Raw genomic sequence first — 18,968 nt, forward strand, 5'->3', positions numbered from 1 at the left:
CTTGCGCCTACTTCTGGGACAGCAGCGAACGCAAGAAGAATGTCAGGTTCGACGGGCGCTCGGCGAGCCTTCTCATCAGGTAGCCGTACCACTCCTGACCGTACGGGACGTACACCCGCATCCGCTCGCCCACGGCGGCCAGGCGCCGCTGCTCGTCGGGACGGATGCCGAAGAGCATCTGGTACTCGTAGGTGCCCGGCGCCCGGTCGAAGCGGGTGGCGAAGGCGCCCGCGATCCGGATCATCCGCGGGTCGTGGGTGGCCACCATCGGGTAGCCCTGGCCGGCCATCAGGACCTTCAGGCAGCGGACGTACGACTTGTCGACCTCGTGGCGGTCCTGGAACGCGACCGTCGCCGGCTCCTTGTAGGCGCCCTTGCACAGCCGCACCCGGGAACCCTCGTAGGCGAGCGCCCGGCAGTCGTCCTCGGTGCGGTGCAGGTAGGCCTGCAGCACCGCGCCGGTCTCGGGGAAGTCCTTGCGCAGCTCACGCAGCGTCGCGAGCGTCTGGTCGGTGGTGGTGTGGTCCTCCATGTCCAGGGTGACCGTGGTGCCGACGTTGCGGGCCGCGCGGCAGATCCGGCGGGCGTTCTCGAGGCTGAGCTTCGCCCCGATCTCCGGCAGCGCCTGACCGATCGCACTGAGCTTCACGCTGACCTCGGCGCTGCGGGCCAGCCCCTCCTGGCTCAGGGCTTCCAGGACCTCGAGGTACGCCGCGACGGTGGCCTCGGCCTGGCCCTCGTCGAGGGTGTCCTCGCCCAGGAAGTCGAGGGTGACCAGCCGGCCGTCGGCGACCAGGTCACGGGTCGCCTCGACGGCATCCTTGGTCGCCTCGCCCGGCACGTAGCGGGCGACGAGCGCTCCGCTCACGGGCGTCCGGGTGACGAGCTCCTTGACCCGCCCGCTCCGGGCGAGAAGCAACAGCGACTGACGCAGCAACATGGTCTCCCTGGGACACGTGGCACCTCGTCGTGCCGCCTGAACACGTTACGCCGGAGGGTGGTGCGGGCCGAAATCCGGGTGTGTCGCGCCGGTGCGTGCTCCGGTGCCGTCCTGCTCGGGTTGCGAGGCAGCGACGAGGCGGCGTGCGGGTGGCTGGGCTCCGCGGTCGGGTGCGGATCTGCTGTATTGCGGGGTTCTTGACGCTGAGGGGGTTGCCGGCGGGGCACTCAGCGTCAAGGACGCCGCGCTACAGCTCTGAGGACGGTCGCGGCCACGACGCCTCGGAACGACAGCCGAACAGCTGACCTACTCCGACTGGCGGCGCAGGGTGAGCGCCCCGAGCACGAGGCCCGCGACGGCGAACGCCGCGACCAGCGCGAGGTCGCCCCAGACGGCGGGGTTCGCCTCGCCGGCCACCTTGCGCATGGCGTCCACGGCGTAGGAGAGCGGCAGCGCGTCGGAGATCGTGTGCAGCACCGGCGGCAGGTCGGCGCGCGCGATGAACAGCCCGCACAGCAGGATCTGCGGGACCACCAGCGCCGGCATGAACTGCACCGCCTGGAACTCGGTGCGCGCGAACGCCGAGACGAACAGGCCGAGTGCGCTGCCGAGGATCGCGTCGACCACCGCGACCAGCATCAGCATCCAGACCGGACCCGCGACCTGGAGGTCCAGGAACCACACCGACAGGCCCACGGCCAGGGCCGACTGCACCGCCGCGACCAGGCCGAATGCGATCGCGTAGCCGACCAGGAAGTCGCCCTTGCCCATCGGCATGGCGAGCAGCCGCTCGAGCGTGCCGGAGGTGCGTTCACGGAGGGTGGTCACCGAGGTGACCAGGAACATGATGATGAACGGGATCAGCGCCAGCAGCGCGGGGGCGAGCGCCGCGAACCCGAACCCCGGGCGGTCCTGGAACATCCACCACAGCAGCGCCATGATCACGCAGGGCAGCACCAGCAGCATCACCGACGTACGCCGGTCGCGGCGCAGCTGGATGAGCACCCGGCGGGTGACGGCGGCGGTGATCCTCGGGTTCACGACGCCGCCTGCTCCACGAGGTCGAGGAACGCGGTCTCGATGTCGTCCGCCCCGGTCTTCTCCAGCAGCCCGGCCGGGGTGTCGTCGGCGATGATCCGGCCCTCCCGCATCAGCAGCAGCCGGTCGCAGCGGGTCGCCTCGTCCATCACATGGCTCGACACGAAGACCGCGGCGCCCTCGTCGGCCAGTGCGTGGAAGGTCTCCCAGAGGTCACGACGCAGCACCGGGTCGAGCCCGACCGTCGGCTCGTCGAGCACGATCAGGGCGGGCTCGCCGAGCAGCGCGACCGCGAGCGAGACGCGTGAGCGCTGACCGCCGGACAGGCGGGACGCGACCTTCCCCCGCTCCGCGGCCAGGTCGACGACCCGCACGCATGCATCGACGCGGTCCTGGCCGACACCGAGCACGGAGGCGAAGAAGGAGAGGTTCTCGGCCACGGTCAGGTCGTCGTACACGCTGGGCGCCTGGGTGACGTAGCCGATCCGGGGCCGCAGCGCGGCGGCTCCGGCGGGCTCGCCGAACACCGTCACCGCGCCGGCGGTGATCCGCTGGACGCCGACGATCGCGCGCATCAGCGTGGTCTTGCCGCAGCCGGAGGGTCCGAGCAGGCCGGTGACCTCACCCGGGACGACGGAGAAGGTCAGGTCGCGCAGCACCTCCTGGCCACCGCGTACGACGCGCAGCCCGCTGACCTCGACCCCTGATTTCACCATCTGCTGAAATGTACGCCGGCCGGGCGGCCCGCACAAGGGTCGGAGGTCCGGTCAGGACAGGTCGCCGGTCAGGTACCGCTGGATCGTCGGCGCGTAGATGCCGACCACCTCGTCGGCCGGCATCGAGGCCACCGGCTCCACCTCGAGCAGGTACCGCATCAGGATCAGGCCGAGGACCTGGCTGGCCACCACGGGCATCCGTCGCTCGGGCTCGTCGATGCCGAGCGCCACCCCGATCGGTCCGATCACGACCTTCAGGAAGCCGTCGCGGAGCAGCTGCTTGCCGGACGGGTCGAGCAGGGTACGGGCGAGGCCGAGCAGCGGCAGCTGGAGCTCCGGGTCGTCCCACACCGACAGGAACACGCGCAGCAGGCGCTCCGCCGCGCCGTCCGGGCCCTCCGCGGCGACCGAGGCGAGCACCTCGCGCGGGTCGACCGGCAGCGCCAGGGCCGCGACGAACAGGTCGTCCTTCGTGCCGAAGTAGTGGTGCACCAGCGCCGGGTCGACGCCCGCCTTGGCGGCCACCGCCCGCACGGAGGTCCCGGAGAAGCCGCCCGAGGCGAACAGCGTGCGGGCGGCGTCGAGGATCGCCGCCCTGGTGTCCGGGGAGCCCGGGCGCCGGCCCCGCGAGACCGTCACGACGACCCCGTCTGGCTGCCGCCCTCGGCGGACGCCTCGCGCGTGCGCGCGAAGTGCAGCTGGCTGAACGCCAGCGTGGCCAGCAGGTCGGCCTCCCGGGCCGCGCGCGTGCCGGCCTTGCGGGTGTTGATCTCGGCGACGATGTGGCCCTCGAAGCCCGCCTCGGCCAGGTGCTCGAGGAACTCCCCGCACGGCTGCGTGCCCCGGCCGGGCACCAGGTGCTCGTCCTTGGCCGAGCCACTGCCGTCGGTCATGTGGATGTGGCGCAGCCTCGAGCCCAGCCGACGGGCCATCTCCAGGGGGTCGCTCTGCGCCGTGGCGGCGTGCGAGAGGTCGATGGTGGTGTTCGCGTAGTCCTCGCGGCTGGGGTCCCAGTGCGGCTGGTAGACGTCCATCGCGCGGCGCGAGGTGGCGCGCCACGGGTACATGTTCTCGACGGCGAACGCCAGCCCGGTCTGCTCCTCGAGCCGGGCGATCCCCTCGACGAAGCCCGCGGCGTACTCGCGCTGCCAGCGGAAGGGAGGGTGCACCACGACGACGTCGGCGTCCAGCTCGTGGGCCATCTCGGCGCTCATCTCGAGCTTCACCCAGGGATCGGTGCCCCAGACCCGCTGCGTGATCAGCAGGCACGGCGCGTGGACCGCGCACACCGGCACCTCGTGGTAGTCGCGCAGCCGGCGCACCTTGTCGACGTCCTGGCTGATCGCGTCGATGCTCACCATCACCTCGACCGCGTCGTAGCCGAGGCGGGCGGCGTACTCGAAGCCGTGCGCGACCGACTCGGGATAGACCGAGGCGGTCGAGAGCGCGAACGTCGGGCCCATCCCGCTCAACCCAGCACGCTGAGCTTGTCGAGCCGCTCGAGGATGACGCCCTCACGCAGTGCCCAGGGGCAGATCTCGAGCTCCGCGAGGTCGAAGATGTCCATCACCGCGGTCGCGACGAACGCCCCGGCGACCACCTGGTGCGCTCGGTCCTGGGAGACCCCGGGCAGCTGGGCGATCTCGGCGCGCGTCATCTCCAGCAGCTTGGGGATCCAGCTCTCCAGCGCGCTCGCCGGGAGCATCCGGCGGACGAAGAGGCCCTCGCTCGAGGGCGCTGCTCCGCAGATGCGGGCCAGCGAGCGGAACGTCTTCGACGTCGCGACCGCGTGGTCGAGCGGGCCGCTGCGCAGCAGGCTCCCGGCGTCGCGGGCGATGTCGGCCCGGATCGAGCGCCGCAGTGCACGGAGCTGCTCGTCGTCGGGACGGCCCGTCGCGAAGTGTGTACGGGCCAGGCGCGCGGCACCGAGCGGCAGCGACCAGGCGACGTCGGGTGCCTCCTCCGCGCCGGCGGCGACCTCGAGCGAGCCGCCGCCGATGTCGAAGACGCCCAGGCGACCCGAGGACCAGCCGAACCAGCGGCGTACGGCGAGGAAGGTCAGCCGGGCCTCGTCCTCGCCGGCGAGCACCGCGATGCGCGCACCGGTGTGCTCGTGCACGTGCTCCAGGACGGCGTCGGCGTTGCTCGACTCGCGCACCGCCGAGGTGGCGAACGCGTAGATCTCCTCGCAGCCCTTGTCCTCGGCCAGCGCGAGCGCGTCGCCGACGAACTCGGTCAGGGCACTCACGCCGGCCGGGGTCACGGCGCCCTCGGGGTCGAGGTGCTCGGCCAGGCGCAGCGGCTCCTTGTACGACGACGCGGGCATCGGCGCGGCCCCGCCGTGGGCGTCGACCACGAGCAGGTGACCCGTGTTGGAGCCGATGTCCAGGACGCCCAGGCGCATGTCCCGAGGCTACCGCCGCGGGCATCGGTTCCCTCTGCCGCGTAGGGTTCGTGGGTGCCCGAAGTCGACCCCGTGTTCCCGCGTGCCTGGCTCGAGTTCGTCGACCCGGCCGACGCCGGTCAGGTCTTCCGCTGCGACCTCACCTGGCTGACGTCGAGCTGGACCTGCATCTTCGGCAACGGCTGCCAGGGCATCTACGCGACGTCACCGGATGCCGGCTGCTGCGCGCTCGGCGCGCACTTCTCCGACCGCGACGACGAGGAGCGGGTCGCCGCGTGGGTCGAGCGGCTCGACGACGAGGTGTGGGAGAAGCGCCACCTGGCGATGAACGCCAAGGGCCGGCTGTCCCGCAAGCGGTGGGTCGAGATCGAGGACGGCGAGCGCAAGACCCGCACGGTCCCGATCACCCCCGACGGCTCGGACGAGGGCGAGGCCTGCATCTTCCACAACAGCCGCGGGTTCGCCGGCGGCTACGGCTGCGCGCTGCACGGCCTGGCCCTGCGCGAGGGCGTGCACTTCGTCGAGACCAAGCCGGACGTCTGCTGGCAGCTGCCGATCCGGCGGACGTTCCGCGACGTCGAGCGACCCGACGGCACGTCGTACCAGGAGATCAGCATCGGCGAGTACGAGCGCAGCGGCTGGGGTCCTGGTGGCCACGACCTCGACTGGTACTGCTCGGGCAACACCGAGGCCCACGTCGGCGCCGAGCCGGTCTACCTGTCCAGCGCGACCGAGCTGATCACGCTGATGGGGCAGGCGGCGTACGACGTCCTGGCGGCCGCCTGCGAGCGGCACCTCCGCTCGCGGTCGGCACTGGCCCTGCACCCGGCGACGGAGCAGGCGTCGTCGCGCTCTTCCTGAGGAGAGCCTGAGCAGATCGGGACCCCGGTGTCAGAGGTCTCCGACGCCCGAGTGAGAATCAACCATGCGCCTCGACCACATCGTCTTCGCCGCCGGCCCAGGGGGACTCGCCGGCACCGCAGCGCGTCTCTCGGAGCTCCTCGGTGAGGAATTCCAGGACGGTGGTGTGCACCCCCGCTTCGGCACCCGCAACCGGATCCTCCCGCTCACGGATCGCACCTACCTGGAGCTGGTCGAGGTCCTCGACCACCCGGCCTCGGACAAGGCACCGTTCGGCCAGGCCGTGCGCGCCCGCTCCGCCGACGGCGGCGGCTGGCTCGGCTGGGTGATCGCCGTCGACGACATCGCGCCGCTCGAGGAGCGCCTCGGCCGCAGCGCGGTCAACGGCAACCGGCACCGCCCCGACGGGCACGAGCTGCTCTGGAAGCAGCTCGGCGTCAAGGGCCTGCAGGCCGACCCGCAGCTGCCGTTCTTCGTGCAGTGGCAGGGCGACCCGGCCGACCATCCGTCGGCAGGCGCGTCCGGCCGGATCTCGCTGGAGTCGCTGGAGATCGCAGGCGACCCGGCGCGCGTCTCGGACTGGCTGGGCCAGCCGGTCGAGCAGCCGCTCGAGGACGTCAAGGTCGAGTGGGTGGCACCGAACGGCACCCCCGGCATCGTCGCGGTGACCTTCCAGACCGCACAGGGCCTGGTCCGGATCTGAATCCAGACGTCAGACCCAGCCCGAACATATGGGGCAACCCCGCGGTGTACGAGATCGAGAACCGCGGGGTCGACCGGGCCGGCGTGCTCTGGGACGCGATGCGGAGCAGGGCCGACTGGGCCGGTCGCGACGTGCTCGACGTGGGCTGCGGGACCGGCTTCCACCTGCCCCACTTCGCCGAGACCGCCCGCTCCGTGGTCGGGGTGGAGCCGAACGACGCCCTGGTCGCGATCGCCCGGCGCCGGGTCCGGCGTCTCCCTTCGGTCAGCGTCCACGCGGGCACGGCCGGGCGGCTGCCGCTGCCGGACGCATCGGTCGACGTGGTGCACGCCCGGTGGGCCTACTTCTTCGGCCCGGGCTGCGAGCCCGGGCTCGCCGAGCTCGACCGGGTGGTACGCCGGGGCGGTGCCGCCTTCGTGATCGACAACGACCCGGAGCGCTCGACCTTCGGCGGCTGGTTCCGGCGCGGCTTCCCGGAGGTCGACCCGCGGGCGGTCGAGCGGTTCTGGTCGTTGCACGGCTGGTCGCGCGAGCGGCTGGAGATCGCGTGGACGTTCGACTCGCGCGACGACTTCGAGGCCGTCGTACGGATCGAGCTGCCGACGGCGGTCGCCGAGGAGGTGCTCGACGAGCATCCCGACGCGACCGGGGTCGACTACGCGGTCAACCTCTGGTGGCGGCGCTACTAGCCGCACGGGGGATCGTGCCCGGCCGAGGTGCGTCGGGCACCGTCGAGCGGCGCACCACCAGGGTCGGCTCGAGCATCCGCCCGAGCGGCTCGACGGGCCGGTGCGAGAGCACGGAGTGCACCAGCTCGACGAGCTCGCGCGCCACCTGCTCCAGCGGCTGACGCACCGAGGTCAGGCCGGGCCAGGTCACGTGCGCGCCCAGGGAGTCGTCGAACCCGACCACGCCCACGTCGATGCCGGGCCGCAGGCCGCGCTCGTGCAGCGCGTGCAGGACGCCGATCGCCAGGGTGTCGCTGGCGCAGCAGAAGCCGGTGACGGTGCGGTCCTCGAGCAGCTTGTGCGCCTCCATGCGGGCGGCGTCGACGTTGTCGGTGGTGCGTACGCCGAGCCCGCGGGTGTCGAACCCGTGGTCGGCCATCGACTGCTCCCAGCCCGAGCGTCGGTCCTCGCCGATGCGGGAGGTCTCCTCCCAGCCCAGCCACGCGATCCGGCGGTGGCCGACCGAGACGAGGTGCTCGGTGGCCAGGCAGGCACCGCGGGCGCCGTCGACGTCGACCCAGGGGTGCGCGGCGTCCGGGTCGTCCCAGGGCCGGCCGAAGGTCACGAACGGCGCCCCCACGCGCCGCAGGAGCTCGGTCTCCGCGGTGCCGGTGTAGGTGTCGGTGATCACGAAGGCGTCGACGGCGGTGGCGCGCAGCAGCTCGTCGTAGCCGTCGAGCGGGTCGTCGGCGGCGCCGGAGAACAGCAGGATGTGGTGCCCGGTCTCCGCGGTGGTCTCGACGAGGGTGTGCACGAACCGGTCCATCAGCGCGTTGCTGGTGCCCTCCTGCGCGGGCTCGAAGCGCAGCCCGATCATGTGCGAGGAGCGGGTGCGCAGCTGTCGGGCGGCGCGGTTCGGGGTGTAGCCGAGCTCGTCGATCGCGGCCTGCACGCGCTGGAGGGTGTCCTCGCGCAGCAGCTCGGGGTTGTTGAGGGCGTTGGAGACCGTCTGGCGGGAGACGCCCGCGCGCTCGGCGACCGTCGCGAGCGTCGGGTACTGATCGGTGAGCCGACGGATCGGGCTCATCGCCACCTCCTCCCCTGACGGATGCCGTGCGCCCGTTGTCTCGACCGCGGTCCGGGTGGCCCGGACGATCAGTGGATCGATCAAATCATAGGGAAGATGCTCCCGTGCGCGTGGCTCGGCGAAGTTGTCGGCGTGGGCACATATGTTCGAACCATGGCGAAGAGCAGGCCCGCGGCGGCGGCGTACCAGTGCAACGAGTGCGGCTGGGAGACCACGAAGTGGGTCGGACGCTGCGGCGAGTGCCAGGCGTGGGGCACCGTGGTGGAGCGATCGGCACCCCGCAGCCGGGCGCAGGCCGGTCCGGTCACCACGCCGGCGCTGCCGATCGGCGAGATCCCGATCGAGGACTCCCAGGCGCGCACGAGCGGCGTCCCCGAGCTCGACCGGGTCCTCGGTGGCGGGCTGGTGCCCGGCGCGGCGATCCTGCTCGCCGGCGAGCCCGGGGTCGGCAAGTCGACGCTGCTGCTCGAGGTGGCCGCGCAGACCGCCCGCTACCGCCACCGGGTCCTCTACGTCACCGGCGAGGAGTCCGCGGCCCAGGTCCGGCTCCGCGCCGACCGCACCGGCGGCATCCAGGACGAGCTCTACCTCGCCGCCGAGACCGACCTGGGCGCCGTGCTCGGCCACGTGGAGGCGACCCGGCCGGCCCTGCTGGTGGTCGACTCCATCCAGACGATCAGCGCCGGGGACGTCGACGGCGTGCCGGGGGGCGTCACGCAGGTCAAGGAGGTGGCCGCGGCGCTGATCCGGATGGCCAAGCTCCGCAACATCACGCTGGTCCTCGTCGGCCATGTCACCAAGGACGGCTCGATCGCCGGCCCGCGGGTGCTCGAGCACCTCGTCGACGTCGTCCTGCACTTCGAGGGCGAGCGGTCCTCCCGGCTGCGCATGGTGCGCGCGGTGAAGAACCGGTTCGGGCCGGTCGACGAGGTCGGCTGCTTCGACCTGTCCGCCGAGGGCATCGTCGCGATCACCGACCCGACCGGCCTCTTCCTCGACGCGCGCCACGGGCCGGTCGCCGGCACCTGCGTCGCGGTCGCGCTCGAGGGGCGGCGCCCGCTGCTGAGCGAGGTTCAGGCCCTGGTCACCCACACCTCGTCCGAGCGGCCTCGCCGCACGACGTCCGGGGTCGACCCGGCGCGGGTGGCGATGATCCTGGCGATCCTCCAGCAGCACGCCGGCATCCGGCTCCACCAGCACGACGTCTTCGTCTCCAGCGTCGGGGGCGCCCGGCTGACGGAGCCGAGCAACGACCTCGCGATCGCCCTCGCGATCGTCTCGGCCCACCGCGGCGAGCCGCTCGGCCGCCAGGTGGTGGCGATCGGCGAGCTCGGCCTCTCCGGGGAGCTGCGCCGGGTGCGCGACCTGGGCGTGCGGCTGGCCGAGGCCGGCCGGATGGGCTTCCGGGCGGCGGCCGTGCCGGCGCAGTCGCCCCAGACCGTCGGCCACAGCCGGATCATGGACGGCCTGCGCGTCGTGGACGTCGACAACGTGGGGCGCGCCCTGGAGATCCTCGGCATGACCGACGACGAAGCCCGGCGCGAGGCGCCGTAGGGCATCCCCGGGTCGGTCGCCCGGGATACCAAAGTCGGTCGGGCCCCGCCGACCGCTCCCCTAGACTCAGGCGCGTGGTAGCCGCCGATGACGCGCACGAGGCCGAGGCCCTGCGCGCCACCCTTGCCAGCATCGCGCCGGGCACGTCCCTGCGCGACGGCCTGGAGCGGATCCTGCGCGGCCGCACCGGCGCCCTCATCGTGCTGGGCCACGACCGGGTGGTGGACACCATCTCGACCGGCGGCTTCACCCTCGACGTGCCGTTCACGGCCACGGGCCTGCGCGAGCTGGCCAAGATGGACGGCGCGATCATCCTCGACCAGGACGTGTCCCGCATCCACCGCGCCAACGTCCACCTGATGCCCGACCACACGATCCCCAGCGAGGAGACCGGCACACGGCACCGGACCGCCGACCGGGTGGCGAAGCAGACCGGCTTCCCCGTGATCTCGGTGTCGCAGTCGATGCAGATCATCGCGGCGTACGTCGGCGAGACCCGGTACGTCCTGGAGGACTCCGGCTCGATCCTCTCCCGCGCGAACCAGGCCCTGGCGACCCTCGAGCGCTACAAGCTGCGCCTCGACGAGGTGTCCAGCACCCTGTCCGCGCTCGAGATCGAGGACCTGGTCACGGTCCGTGACGTCGCCGTGGTCGCGCAGCGGCTGGAGATGGTCACCCGCATCGCCCGCGAGATCGAGGACTACGTGCTCGAGCTGGGCACCGACGGGCGCCTGCTCTCCCTGCAGCTCGAGGAGCTGATCACGGGCGTGGACGCCGAGCGCCAGCTCGTGGTCCGCGACTACCTCCCGAGCGGTCGGCGCAAGCGGACGCCCGAGCAGGTGCTGGCCGACCTGGAGACGCTGTCCCCCACCGACCTGGTCGACATCTCGATGGTGGCCAAGGCCCTCGGCCTGCGTCAGGGCGAGCACCTGGAGGGCGCGGTGACGCCCCGCGGCTACCGGCTGCTCGCCAAGGTGCCGCGGCTGCCCAGCACGGTCGTGGACGGCCTCATCGACCAGTTCGACAGCCTGCAGAAGCTGCTGTCGGCCGGCGTCGAGGAGCTCCAGATCGTCGAGGGCGTCGGTGAGCTGCGCGCCCGGAGCGTCCGCGAGGGCCTGTCCCGGCTGGCGGAGTCCAGCATCCTCGAGCGGTACGTCTGAGTCCGAGTCACGACCCTGCGAGGAACGAGCAGGGTCGTGACGCGAGGAGGTTGAGGGAGCCTCGTCCGCCCGAGCCTGCGAGCGCGGACGAACGGCGGCTCGAAACCCCGGTCGCCTTCCGGCGCAGGAGTTCGGGACCCGGTCCTGGTTTCGAGGCTCGCTGGCGCTCGCACCTCAACCATCGATGGGCGGGACCCCGAGGAGTGGTTTCGAGGCTCACAGGCGCTCGCACCTCAACCATCGGTGAGCGGGCGGCACGACGTGGTTTCGGCAGGCTCGACCAGCGGTGGTCAGCAGCTCGTCGCCGCGTTGTCGCCGCCGCAGACGGTCCCGGTGCCCTTCTTCGTGCGCGGGTGCGCGGTCTTGGTGATCACCGCGCGCGGCGGGTGGGCGAGCCGGAACTGGGTGTCGTTCGGCTCGGAGCCGATCACCGCGGCGGTGAGGTGGTAGTACCCCGGGAGGGCCCAGTCGGCGGCGCGGCTGCACTGCTGGTCGGAACGGCGCCCGCTCCACGACACGGTGACGTCGGTCGGCGCCGCGCTGCGCACGACCACCGAGGCCCGCGTGATCGCGTCGGGACAGTCCTGGCTCGACCAGATCCGGTCCTTGCCGGAGGTCACCTTCGCGACGATCGTGTCCTTGGAGACGGTGAACGTGCAGGCCGGCTTGATGCCGGTGAGCTGGAGCACCAGGTCGACCCGGCCGCCGGCCACCGCAGCCGGCACGGTCGGCGTCACGGTGATCTCGTCGAGCGCGCACGGGCCGGTGGGCATCGCGAGCACCACGGGCGTGCCGGTGGGTGACGGGTGCGGGGCGCGCGTCGTCGCTCCCGTGGTGGTGGGCTGGATCGGCAGCGGCCCGGCCACGCCGTGGGTCACGTGGGCCGACGGCGACGAGGCCGTCACGCGGGCGGTGTCCGCGGGAGACCCGCCACCCGAGCCGTTCAGCAGCCGGCCGATCGCGAAGACGAGGGCGAGCGCGGTGAGCAGCACCATCGAGCGCCGGAACCAGTAGACGCGCGCGGGAAGGCGTCTTCGAGGCCTGGTCACCGTGCGCATGCCCTGAACGTTAGGAAATCTCCGCCCGTCGCTCGGGGAGGCGCACCGGGCATGCCTGCCTAGAGTGTGCGCGTGAACGCCCTGCTCGAGCCGGTGCTGGACTGGTACGCCGCGTCCGCCCGCGACCTGCCGTGGCGCCGGCCGGGCACGAGCCCGTGGGCGATCCTGGTCTCCGAGCTGATGCTGCAGCAGACCCCGGTGTCGCGAGTGCTGCCGGTCTACGAGGCCTGGCTCGAGCGCTGGCCGACCCCGGCCGACCTCGCGGCCGAACCGAGCGGAGAAGCCGTGCGGGCGTGGGGGCGCCTGGGCTACCCGCGGCGCGCCCTGCGGCTGCACGCGTGCGCCGTCGCCATCACCGAGCAGCACGGCGGCCAGGTGCCGGACCGACACGCCGACCTGCTTGCGCTCCCGGGCGTCGGCGACTACACCGCCGCGGCGGTGGCGTCGTTCGCCTTCGGCGGGGCGCACGCCGTGCTCGACACCAACGTGCGCCGGGTGCTGGGCCGGGCCGTCTCGGCGCGAGAGTTCCCGCCGGCGTCGCTCACCCGGGCGGAGCGGGACCTCGCCGAGGGGCTCGTGCCCGACGACCGGCCGGAGCTGTGGGCTGTCGCCGTCATGGAGCTGGGGGCGCTCGTCTGCACGGCGAACGGGCCGCGGTGCGACTCCTGCCCGATCCTCGACCTGTGCGCCTGGCAGCGGGCCGGGCGGCCGGCGTACGACGGGCCGCCGCGGCGCGGTCAGACCTACGCCGGCACCGACCGGCAGTGCCGCGGCCGGCTGCTGGCCGTGCTGCGCGACACGGACGGCTCGGTCGCGCCAGAGAGGCTGCACGAGGTGTGGTCCGACGAGACCCAGCGCACGCGTGCGCTGGCCGGCCTGGTGGCCGACGGGCTCGTGGTCGAGCGGGACGACGGGCGCTACGCCCTACCCGGCTGAGCGCCTCCGAGCGGTCGCCACGCTGGCGTCGCCCATGGCCCAGCGCACCACCCCGGCTCCGGCCGCGCCCAGACGCAGGCTCGGCCAGTCCCACGCGACGAACGGCGGCGGCAGCCGGAGCTCCCGCCGGGCCCATCCGGGCAGGCTCGCCACCGCCCCGGCGGCGAGCAGGCCGTAGCCGGGCCGGGCGGCCAGCGGCAGCGGCGGGTCCAGCAGCAGGAAGCGGGCGGCGTCGCGGCAGACGCGGGTGGACCGCAGCTCGGGCCGGAAGGCCTCCAGGCGCCGGCCGAGCTCGGCGACCGTCGTCGGCGGCGTCGTCGCGCCGAGCCGTGCCGCCACCTCGCCGCTCTGCCGGACGTACTCGTCTGCCTCCGCCGGGCTCAGCGGCTCGGGACCGAAGAGCTGGTAGGCGCTCAGGAAGCTGTCGACCTCGGCCAGGTGCACCCAGTCCAGGAGGTGCGGGTCGCTGGCGGCGTACGCCGTGCCGTCCTCGGCCTTGCCCCGCACCCGGAGGTGGATCTCGCGGACCTGCGCGATCGCGCGCTCGGCGTCGTCGACGGTGCCGAAGGTCGTGGTGGCCAGGAAGTGGCTGGTCCTCTGGAGCCGCCCCCACGGGTCGCTGCGGTAGCCGGAATGGCCGGCGACGCCCGCCATCGCGAGCGGGTGGAGCGACTGGAGCAGGAGGGCCCGCAGTCCGCCGACGAACATCGAGGCGTCGGCGTGGACCCGCCAGACCGGGTCCGCCGGGGTGAACCAGCGCGGCCCCGGTGCGCCCCAGATCTGCCGGGCGCGCGCGGCGGCGTCGTCGCCGGCCACCTTGGAGCGCAGCAGCTGGGCCAGCTGCCGGCGTACCGGCGCGGCGAGCGGAGCGACCAGGGTCCTCACGCAGCCAGCGTGCCACCGGGGACAAGCGGCAGACCCTCGGAGAAAGCAGTCGAGCCGGCCGGGACCAGGTCCCGACCGGCTCGACGCTGCGTGCTCAGATGTTCTCGCTGCCTCCGTCGGCAGCCACCTCGACGGGTGGCACGTCCGGCAGGACCGCCCGGGCGTTGCCCTTGAACGTGAACGCCGCGGTCGGGCCCTCGCCCTCCACGTCGACCACCACGATCTGGCCGGGGCCGACCTCGCCGTACAGCATCTTCTCGGCCAGGACGTCCTCGATCTCGCGCTGCACCGTGCGCCGCAGCGGACGCGCGCCGAGCACGGGATCGAACCCGCGGGTGGCGAGCAGGTCCTTCGCGTTCTGGGTCAGCTCGATCGACATGTCGCGGTCCTTCAGCCGGAGCTCGACCGACGCGATCATGTTGTCGACCATCGAGATGATCTGGTCCTTGGTGAGCGGCGGGAACACGATGATCTCGTCGACACGGTTGAGGAACTCGGGCCGGAAGTGCTGCTTGAGCTCCTCGGAGACCTTGGCCTTCATCTTGTCGTAGGTGCCCTGGACGTCCGACGCGTTGCCGAAGCCCAGGCTCACGCCCTTGGAGATGTCGCGCGTGCCCAGGTTCGTGGTCATGATGATCACGGTGTTCTTGAAGTCGACCACGCGGCCCTGGCTGTCGGTCAGGCGACCTTCCTCCAGGATCTGCAGCAGGCTGTTGAAGATGTCCGGGTGGGCCTTCTCGACCTCGTCGAAGAGCACCACGGAGAACGGCTTGCGGCGCACCTTCTCGGTGAGCTGGCCGCCCTCCTCGTAGCCGACGTAGCCCGGAGGCGAGCCGAACAGCCGCGACACGGTGTGCTTCTCGGAGAACTCCGACATGTCGAGCTGGATCAGCGCGTCCTCGTCGCCGAACAGGAACTCGGCGAGGGTCTTGGACAGCCAGGTCTTCCCGACGCCCGAGGGGCCCGCGAAGATGAACGAGCCGCCGGGACGCTTCGGGTCCTTCAGGCCCGCACGCGTACGCCGGATCGCCCGGCTGAGCGCCTTGACGGCCTCCTCCTGGCCGATGACCCGCTTGTGCAGCTCGTCCTCCATCTTGAGCAGCCGGGTCGACTCCTCCTCGGAGAGCTTCACGATCGGGATGCCGGTGGCGACCGCGAGGACCTCGGCGATGAGCTCCTCGTCGACCTCCGCGACGACGTCCATGTCGCCCGCGCGCCACTGCTTCTCGCGCTCGGCCTTCGCCAGGATCAGCTGCTTCTCCTCGTCGCGCAGACGGGCTGCGGCCTCGAAGTCCTGACCGTCGATCGCGCCCTCCTTGCGGCGGCGCACGTCGGCGATCTTGTCGTCGAACTCGCGCAGGTCGGGCGGCGCGGTCATGCGGCGGATCCGCAGGCGCGAGCCGGCCTCGTCGATCAGGTCGATCGCCTTGTCCGGCAGGAACCGGTCGGAGACGTAGCGGTCGGCCAGCGTCGCCGCCGAGACCAGGGCCTCGTCGGTGATCGTCACCCGGTGGTGCGCCTCGTAGCGGTCGCGCAGACCCTTGAGGATCTCGATCGTGTGCGCGATCGACGGCTCGGCGACCTGGATCGGCTGGAACCGGCGCTCGAGCGCGGCGTCCTTCTCCAGGTGCTTGCGGTACTCGTCGAGCGTGGTCGCGCCGATCGTCTGCAGCTCGCCGCGGGCCAGCATCGGCTTGAGGATGCTGGCTGCGTCGATCGCACCCTCGGCGGCACCCGCACCGACGAGCGTGTGCAGCTCGTCGATGAACAGGATGATGTCGCCGCGGGTCTTGATCTCCTTCAGGACCTTCTTCAGCCGCTCCTCGAAGTCACCGCGGTAGCGCGAGCCGGCGACCAGCGCACCGAGGTCGAGGGAGTAGATCTGCTTGTCCTTCAGGGTCTCGGGCACGTCGCCGCGCACGATCGCCTGGGCCAGACCCTCGACGCAGGCGGTCTTGCCGACGCCGGGCTCGCCGATGAGGACGGGGTTGTTCTTGGTACGGCGGGACAGCACCTGCATGACCCGCTCGATCTCCTTCTCGCGACCGATGACCGGGTCGAGCTTGCCCTCCTTGGCGGCCTGCGTGTAGTTGCGGCCGAACTGGTCGAGGACCAGGCTCGAGCTGGGCGCCGCCTCGGGCGCCGTGCCGGCGGTCTGCGCCTCCTTGCCCTGGTAGCCGCTCAGCAGCTGGATCACCTGCTGGCGGACCCGGTTGAGGTCGGCGCCGAGCTTCTGCAGCACCTGAGCAGCCACGCCCTCGCCCTCACGGATGAGGCCGAGGAGGATGTGCTCGGTGCCGATGTAGTTGTGGCCGAGCTGCAGCGCCTCGCGCAGGGACAGCTCGAGCACCTTCTTGGCACGCGGAGTGAAGGGGATGTGGCCGCTCGGAGCCTGCTGGCCCTGGCCGATGATCTCCTCCACCTGGGCGCGGACACCCTCGAGCGAGATGCCGAGGCTCTCCAGCGCCTTCGCCGCGATGCCGTCACCCTCGTGGATCAGGCCGAGCAGGATGTGCTCGGTGCCGATGTAGTTGTGCGAGAGCATGCGGGCCTCTTCCTGGGCCAGCACGACAACGCGTCGGGCACGGTCTGTGAACCGTTCGAACATGGGCATCGCTCCTTGGACTTCGCGGGTCGGGCAAGCGCACGTCCCGCACGCCGGATCAACCCTTACCCAACCCTACGTGTTCCGCGGAAAACGCGTCTTCGCTCTCAGCGAACAGACGAGAGGTCGGTCTGCGCCGCGAGAAGCTCGGACCGCATCCGGTCGAGCTCCGCGCACAGGTACGGGTCGGTCATCACCAGGTACGCCAGCCCGCAGTCCTGCGGACCGGTCGCGCCGGGCACGCAGAGCCGGCAGGGCTCCCCCAGGCGGACCCGGCACGGCGCCTCGGACACCCAGCTGCGCTCGTCCATCGGCGACCTCCTGGCCCCGGAGATGATCCTCCAGCCTAGGAGCGCGACGGCGCCGGCGGCAGGGACGTTGGTCCCGGCGCCGACCGACGACGGTCCGGCTCAGCCACCGGGCTGCACCAGGCCCTGCTCGTAGGCGAAGACCACCGCCTGGATCCGGTCACGCAGCCCGAGCTTGCGCAGCACCTCGGCGACGTGCGACTTCACCGTCTCGGTGGCGATGAACAGCTCGGCCGCGATCTCCGCGTTGGAGCGGCCCCGGGCGAGCTGGTGGAGCACCTCGGTCTCCCGTGGGCTGAGCCCGTCGAGGGCCGGCGACGCGGGAGCGGGCGCCGTACGCCGGGACGCGAAGTCGGCCACCAGCCGACGGCTGACCGCCGGCCCGAGCAGCATCGAGCCCTCGGCCACCAGCCGGACTCCGTCGACCAGCCGGTCGGCGGTGACGTCCTTGAGCAGGAACCCGCTCGCCCCGGCCCGGATCGCGTCGTAGACGTAGGCGTCGAGGTCGAAGGTGGTCAGGATCAGCACGCGGGTGTCGTGGTCGCGGGTGATCAGCCGGGTCGCCTCGATGCCGTCCAGCACCGGCATCCGCACGTCGACCAGCGCCACGTCGGGGCGGTGCTGCTCGACCAGGCTGACCAGCTCGCGGCCGTTCGCCGCCGTGCCGACCACGTCGAGGTCGGGCTGGGCGGCGAGGAGGGCGGCGAAGCCGGCGCAGATCACGGGCTGGTCGTCGGCGACGACGACCGTAGTCACGCAGCCCCCTCGGCGAGGCCACGCGGCAGGATCGCCTCCACCACGAAGTGGTCGCCGACCGGACCGGCCAGGAGGCGGCCACCCAGGGCCTCGACCCGCTCCCGCATGCCCACGATGCCCTGGCCGGCGCTGCTCGTCGTCGCCGACGGCCCCAGCGGGGTGGACACCTGGACGGTCAGCAGCTGACTGGTGGCCTCGAGGTCGAGGGTCACCCGTGCGCCGGGTGCGTGCTTGCGGGCGTTGGTCAGCGCCTCCTGGACGACCCGGTAGGCGGCGTACCCGGCGGACGGTGCGACCTCGGCCGTGGTGTCGCCGACCATCTCGATGTCCACGCCGGCCGACCGGGTGCGCTCCACCAGCGCCGCGATGTCCGACCAGGTCGGCTGCGGGGAGCGCTCTGCGTCCCCGGAGCGGCCCAGGATGCCGAGCACCCCGCGGAGCTCGTCGAGCGCGAGCCGGGCGTCCGCCGCGATGTCGCCGAGCACACCTCGGGCCTGGTCGCCCAGCTCGGGGTTGGTGTACGGCGCGGTCTCGGCCCGCACCGCGATGAGGGAGACGTGGTGGGCGACGACGTCGTGCAGGTCACGGGCCAGGCGAGCGCGCTCGGCCACGACCGCGGCCTGCTGCTCGACCTCGCCGGACCGCGCGGCCAACGACCGGCGCTCGAGCTCGCGTTCGGCGGAGCGACGGAGAACCCATGCTCCGGCGAGGGTGACCGCGACCGCGAGCAGGTAGAGGAGCAGCATCCCCATCTGGGCCTCGTGGTCCATCGACCGCTGCTCGATGTAGGACCGGAAGGGCGCCGCCATCGAGCCGTCCGAGCCCACCCAGACGAGAATCACCGCCGCGGCGACGGCCGCCGCGACCACCGTCGCTCGGGCGTCTCGCCAGCTTGCGCTGACGGCGACCGCGAGCAACGCGGCGAAGACGCCGAAGTGCAGCGAGCCACCGTCGACGAGGGTGGGCACCGCGGGCAGCAGCGCCAGGGCGATCCCCAGACCGGGCCAGCGAAGCGCGAGCCAGGGGGCAGCCCCGATGGCCGACCCGATGGCCGCACCGAAGCCCACCATCAGCACCATCCCGTAGCCGAACACCTGCGGGCCGAGCCCCTCGGCGAGCTGTCGGGCGAACCACGGGGTCCACCAGGCGGTGGCGTAGCAGACCAGCACCACGAGACTGCCCAGCGCGGCAGCCACCCAGTAGCCGGCGGGGATCGGCCGGTCGTTGCGCACCCAGAGATCGTTCATGCCGAGAATGCTCCGGCCCGGAGCGGCTGCCCCACCACCCCC

General features: G+C 72.4%; 19 protein-coding genes. 6 read left to right on the forward strand and 13 right to left on the reverse strand.

The annotated features are described in order from the left end of the window. Positions 1-7: 7 nt before the first annotated feature. From EFL26_RS04060 to EFL26_RS04085, 6 genes are all read right to left on the reverse strand, one after another. Positions 8-940: a proline dehydrogenase family protein gene (locus tag EFL26_RS04060; protein WP_425464097.1), complete on the reverse strand. Its 933-nt coding sequence runs from the start codon at positions 938-940 to the stop codon at positions 8-10. Positions 941-1,246: 306 nt separating this feature from the next. Continuing rightward, positions 1,247-1,981 (reverse strand): ABC transporter permease, encoded by a 735-nt coding sequence (locus EFL26_RS04065; RefSeq protein WP_123221593.1) that lies wholly within the window; start codon positions 1,979-1,981, stop codon positions 1,247-1,249. Continuing rightward, a complete protein-coding gene (locus tag EFL26_RS04070) occupies positions 1,978-2,694 on the reverse strand; it encodes an ABC transporter ATP-binding protein (protein ID WP_123221594.1) in 717 nt (238 codons plus the stop codon). Before EFL26_RS04070 ends, EFL26_RS04065 begins: the two co-directional genes overlap by 4 nt. Before the next feature lie 51 nt (positions 2,695-2,745). Then, positions 2,746-3,333: a TetR/AcrR family transcriptional regulator gene (locus EFL26_RS04075; protein ID WP_123221595.1), complete on the reverse strand. Its 588-nt coding sequence runs from the start codon at positions 3,331-3,333 to the stop codon at positions 2,746-2,748. Next, positions 3,330-4,157 (reverse strand): sugar phosphate isomerase/epimerase family protein, encoded by an 828-nt coding sequence (locus EFL26_RS04080; RefSeq protein ID WP_123221596.1) that lies wholly within the window; start codon positions 4,155-4,157, stop codon positions 3,330-3,332. Before EFL26_RS04080 ends, EFL26_RS04075 begins: the two co-directional genes overlap by 4 nt. 5 nt (positions 4,158-4,162) lie before the next feature. Next, complete coding sequence (locus EFL26_RS04085) at positions 4,163-5,098, reverse strand: Ppx/GppA family phosphatase (RefSeq protein ID WP_123221597.1); 936 nt, start codon at positions 5,096-5,098, stop codon at positions 4,163-4,165. 54 nt (positions 5,099-5,152) lie between these two features. Between EFL26_RS04085 and EFL26_RS04090 the strand changes: the two genes are divergently transcribed. The 3 genes from EFL26_RS04090 (at position 5,153) to EFL26_RS04100 (ending at position 7,351) form a co-directional block, all read left to right on the forward strand. Further along, on the forward strand, positions 5,153-5,959 hold the full coding sequence (locus EFL26_RS04090) for a DUF3109 family protein (RefSeq protein ID WP_123221598.1): 807 nt from the start codon (positions 5,153-5,155) through the stop codon (positions 5,957-5,959). A 64-nt stretch (positions 5,960-6,023) separates the two neighbouring features. Beyond that, positions 6,024-6,662, forward strand: a complete 639-nt coding sequence (locus EFL26_RS04095; protein WP_123221599.1) for a VOC family protein — start codon at positions 6,024-6,026, stop codon at positions 6,660-6,662. 44 nt (positions 6,663-6,706) lie between these two features. Continuing rightward, on the forward strand, positions 6,707-7,351 hold the full coding sequence (locus EFL26_RS04100) for a class I SAM-dependent methyltransferase (RefSeq protein WP_245999998.1): 645 nt from the start codon (positions 6,707-6,709) through the stop codon (positions 7,349-7,351). On the opposite strand, the gene EFL26_RS04105 is transcribed toward EFL26_RS04100, so the two are convergent. Beyond that, complete coding sequence (locus EFL26_RS04105) at positions 7,326-8,417, reverse strand: LacI family DNA-binding transcriptional regulator (RefSeq protein WP_123221600.1); 1,092 nt, start codon at positions 8,415-8,417, stop codon at positions 7,326-7,328. The two genes, EFL26_RS04100 and EFL26_RS04105, sit on opposite strands and share 26 nt — an antisense overlap. A gap of 153 nt (positions 8,418-8,570) precedes the next feature. Here EFL26_RS04105 and radA point away from each other — a divergent pair, with 153 nt between their 5' ends. Beyond that, positions 8,571-9,971, forward strand: coding sequence for a DNA repair protein RadA (radA, locus tag EFL26_RS04110; RefSeq protein WP_123221601.1), 1,401 nt, complete (start codon positions 8,571-8,573; stop codon positions 9,969-9,971). A gap of 74 nt (positions 9,972-10,045) precedes the next feature. Next, complete coding sequence (disA, locus tag EFL26_RS04115) at positions 10,046-11,131, forward strand: DNA integrity scanning diadenylate cyclase DisA (protein ID WP_123221602.1); 1,086 nt, start codon at positions 10,046-10,048, stop codon at positions 11,129-11,131. Between the two features lie 290 nt (positions 11,132-11,421). Here disA and EFL26_RS04120 read toward each other — a convergent pair whose 3' ends face one another. Continuing rightward, a complete protein-coding gene (locus EFL26_RS04120) occupies positions 11,422-12,189 on the reverse strand; it encodes a hypothetical protein (protein ID WP_148046621.1) in 768 nt (255 codons plus the stop codon). Between the two features lie 72 nt (positions 12,190-12,261). Here EFL26_RS04120 and EFL26_RS04125 point away from each other — a divergent pair, with 72 nt between their 5' ends. Beyond that, positions 12,262-13,125, forward strand: coding sequence for an HhH-GPD family protein (locus EFL26_RS04125; protein WP_183408018.1), 864 nt, complete (start codon positions 12,262-12,264; stop codon positions 13,123-13,125). Here EFL26_RS04125 and EFL26_RS04130 read toward each other — a convergent pair. From EFL26_RS04130 to EFL26_RS04150, 5 genes are all read right to left on the reverse strand, one after another. After that, positions 13,114-14,010 carry an oxygenase MpaB family protein gene (locus EFL26_RS04130; protein WP_245999999.1) on the reverse strand — a complete coding sequence of 299 codons (897 nt, stop codon included), beginning with the start codon at positions 14,008-14,010 and terminating at the stop codon, positions 13,114-13,116. The two genes, EFL26_RS04125 and EFL26_RS04130, sit on opposite strands and share 12 nt — an antisense overlap. A gap of 94 nt (positions 14,011-14,104) precedes the next feature. After that, positions 14,105-16,618 carry an ATP-dependent Clp protease ATP-binding subunit gene (locus tag EFL26_RS04135; protein ID WP_123221604.1) on the reverse strand — a complete coding sequence of 838 codons (2,514 nt, stop codon included), beginning with the start codon at positions 16,616-16,618 and terminating at the stop codon, positions 14,105-14,107. A gap of 104 nt (positions 16,619-16,722) precedes the next feature. Beyond that, positions 16,723-16,926 (reverse strand): DUF6767 domain-containing protein, encoded by a 204-nt coding sequence (locus tag EFL26_RS04140; protein WP_123221605.1) that lies wholly within the window; start codon positions 16,924-16,926, stop codon positions 16,723-16,725. Positions 16,927-17,025: 99 nt separating this feature from the next. Next, entirely contained in the window at positions 17,026-17,679 is a 654-nt protein-coding gene (locus EFL26_RS04145; protein ID WP_123221606.1) for a response regulator, read from the reverse strand. Then, positions 17,676-18,926: a sensor histidine kinase gene (locus EFL26_RS04150; protein WP_123221607.1), complete on the reverse strand. Its 1,251-nt coding sequence runs from the start codon at positions 18,924-18,926 to the stop codon at positions 17,676-17,678. The genes EFL26_RS04145 and EFL26_RS04150 overlap by 4 nt, the downstream gene beginning before the upstream one ends. Between the last annotated feature and the right edge of the window lie 42 nt (positions 18,927-18,968).

Source organism: Nocardioides pocheonensis (assembly GCF_003725535.1).
GTDB classification, from domain to species: Bacteria; Actinomycetota; Actinomycetes; order Propionibacteriales; family Nocardioidaceae; genus Marmoricola; species Marmoricola pocheonensis.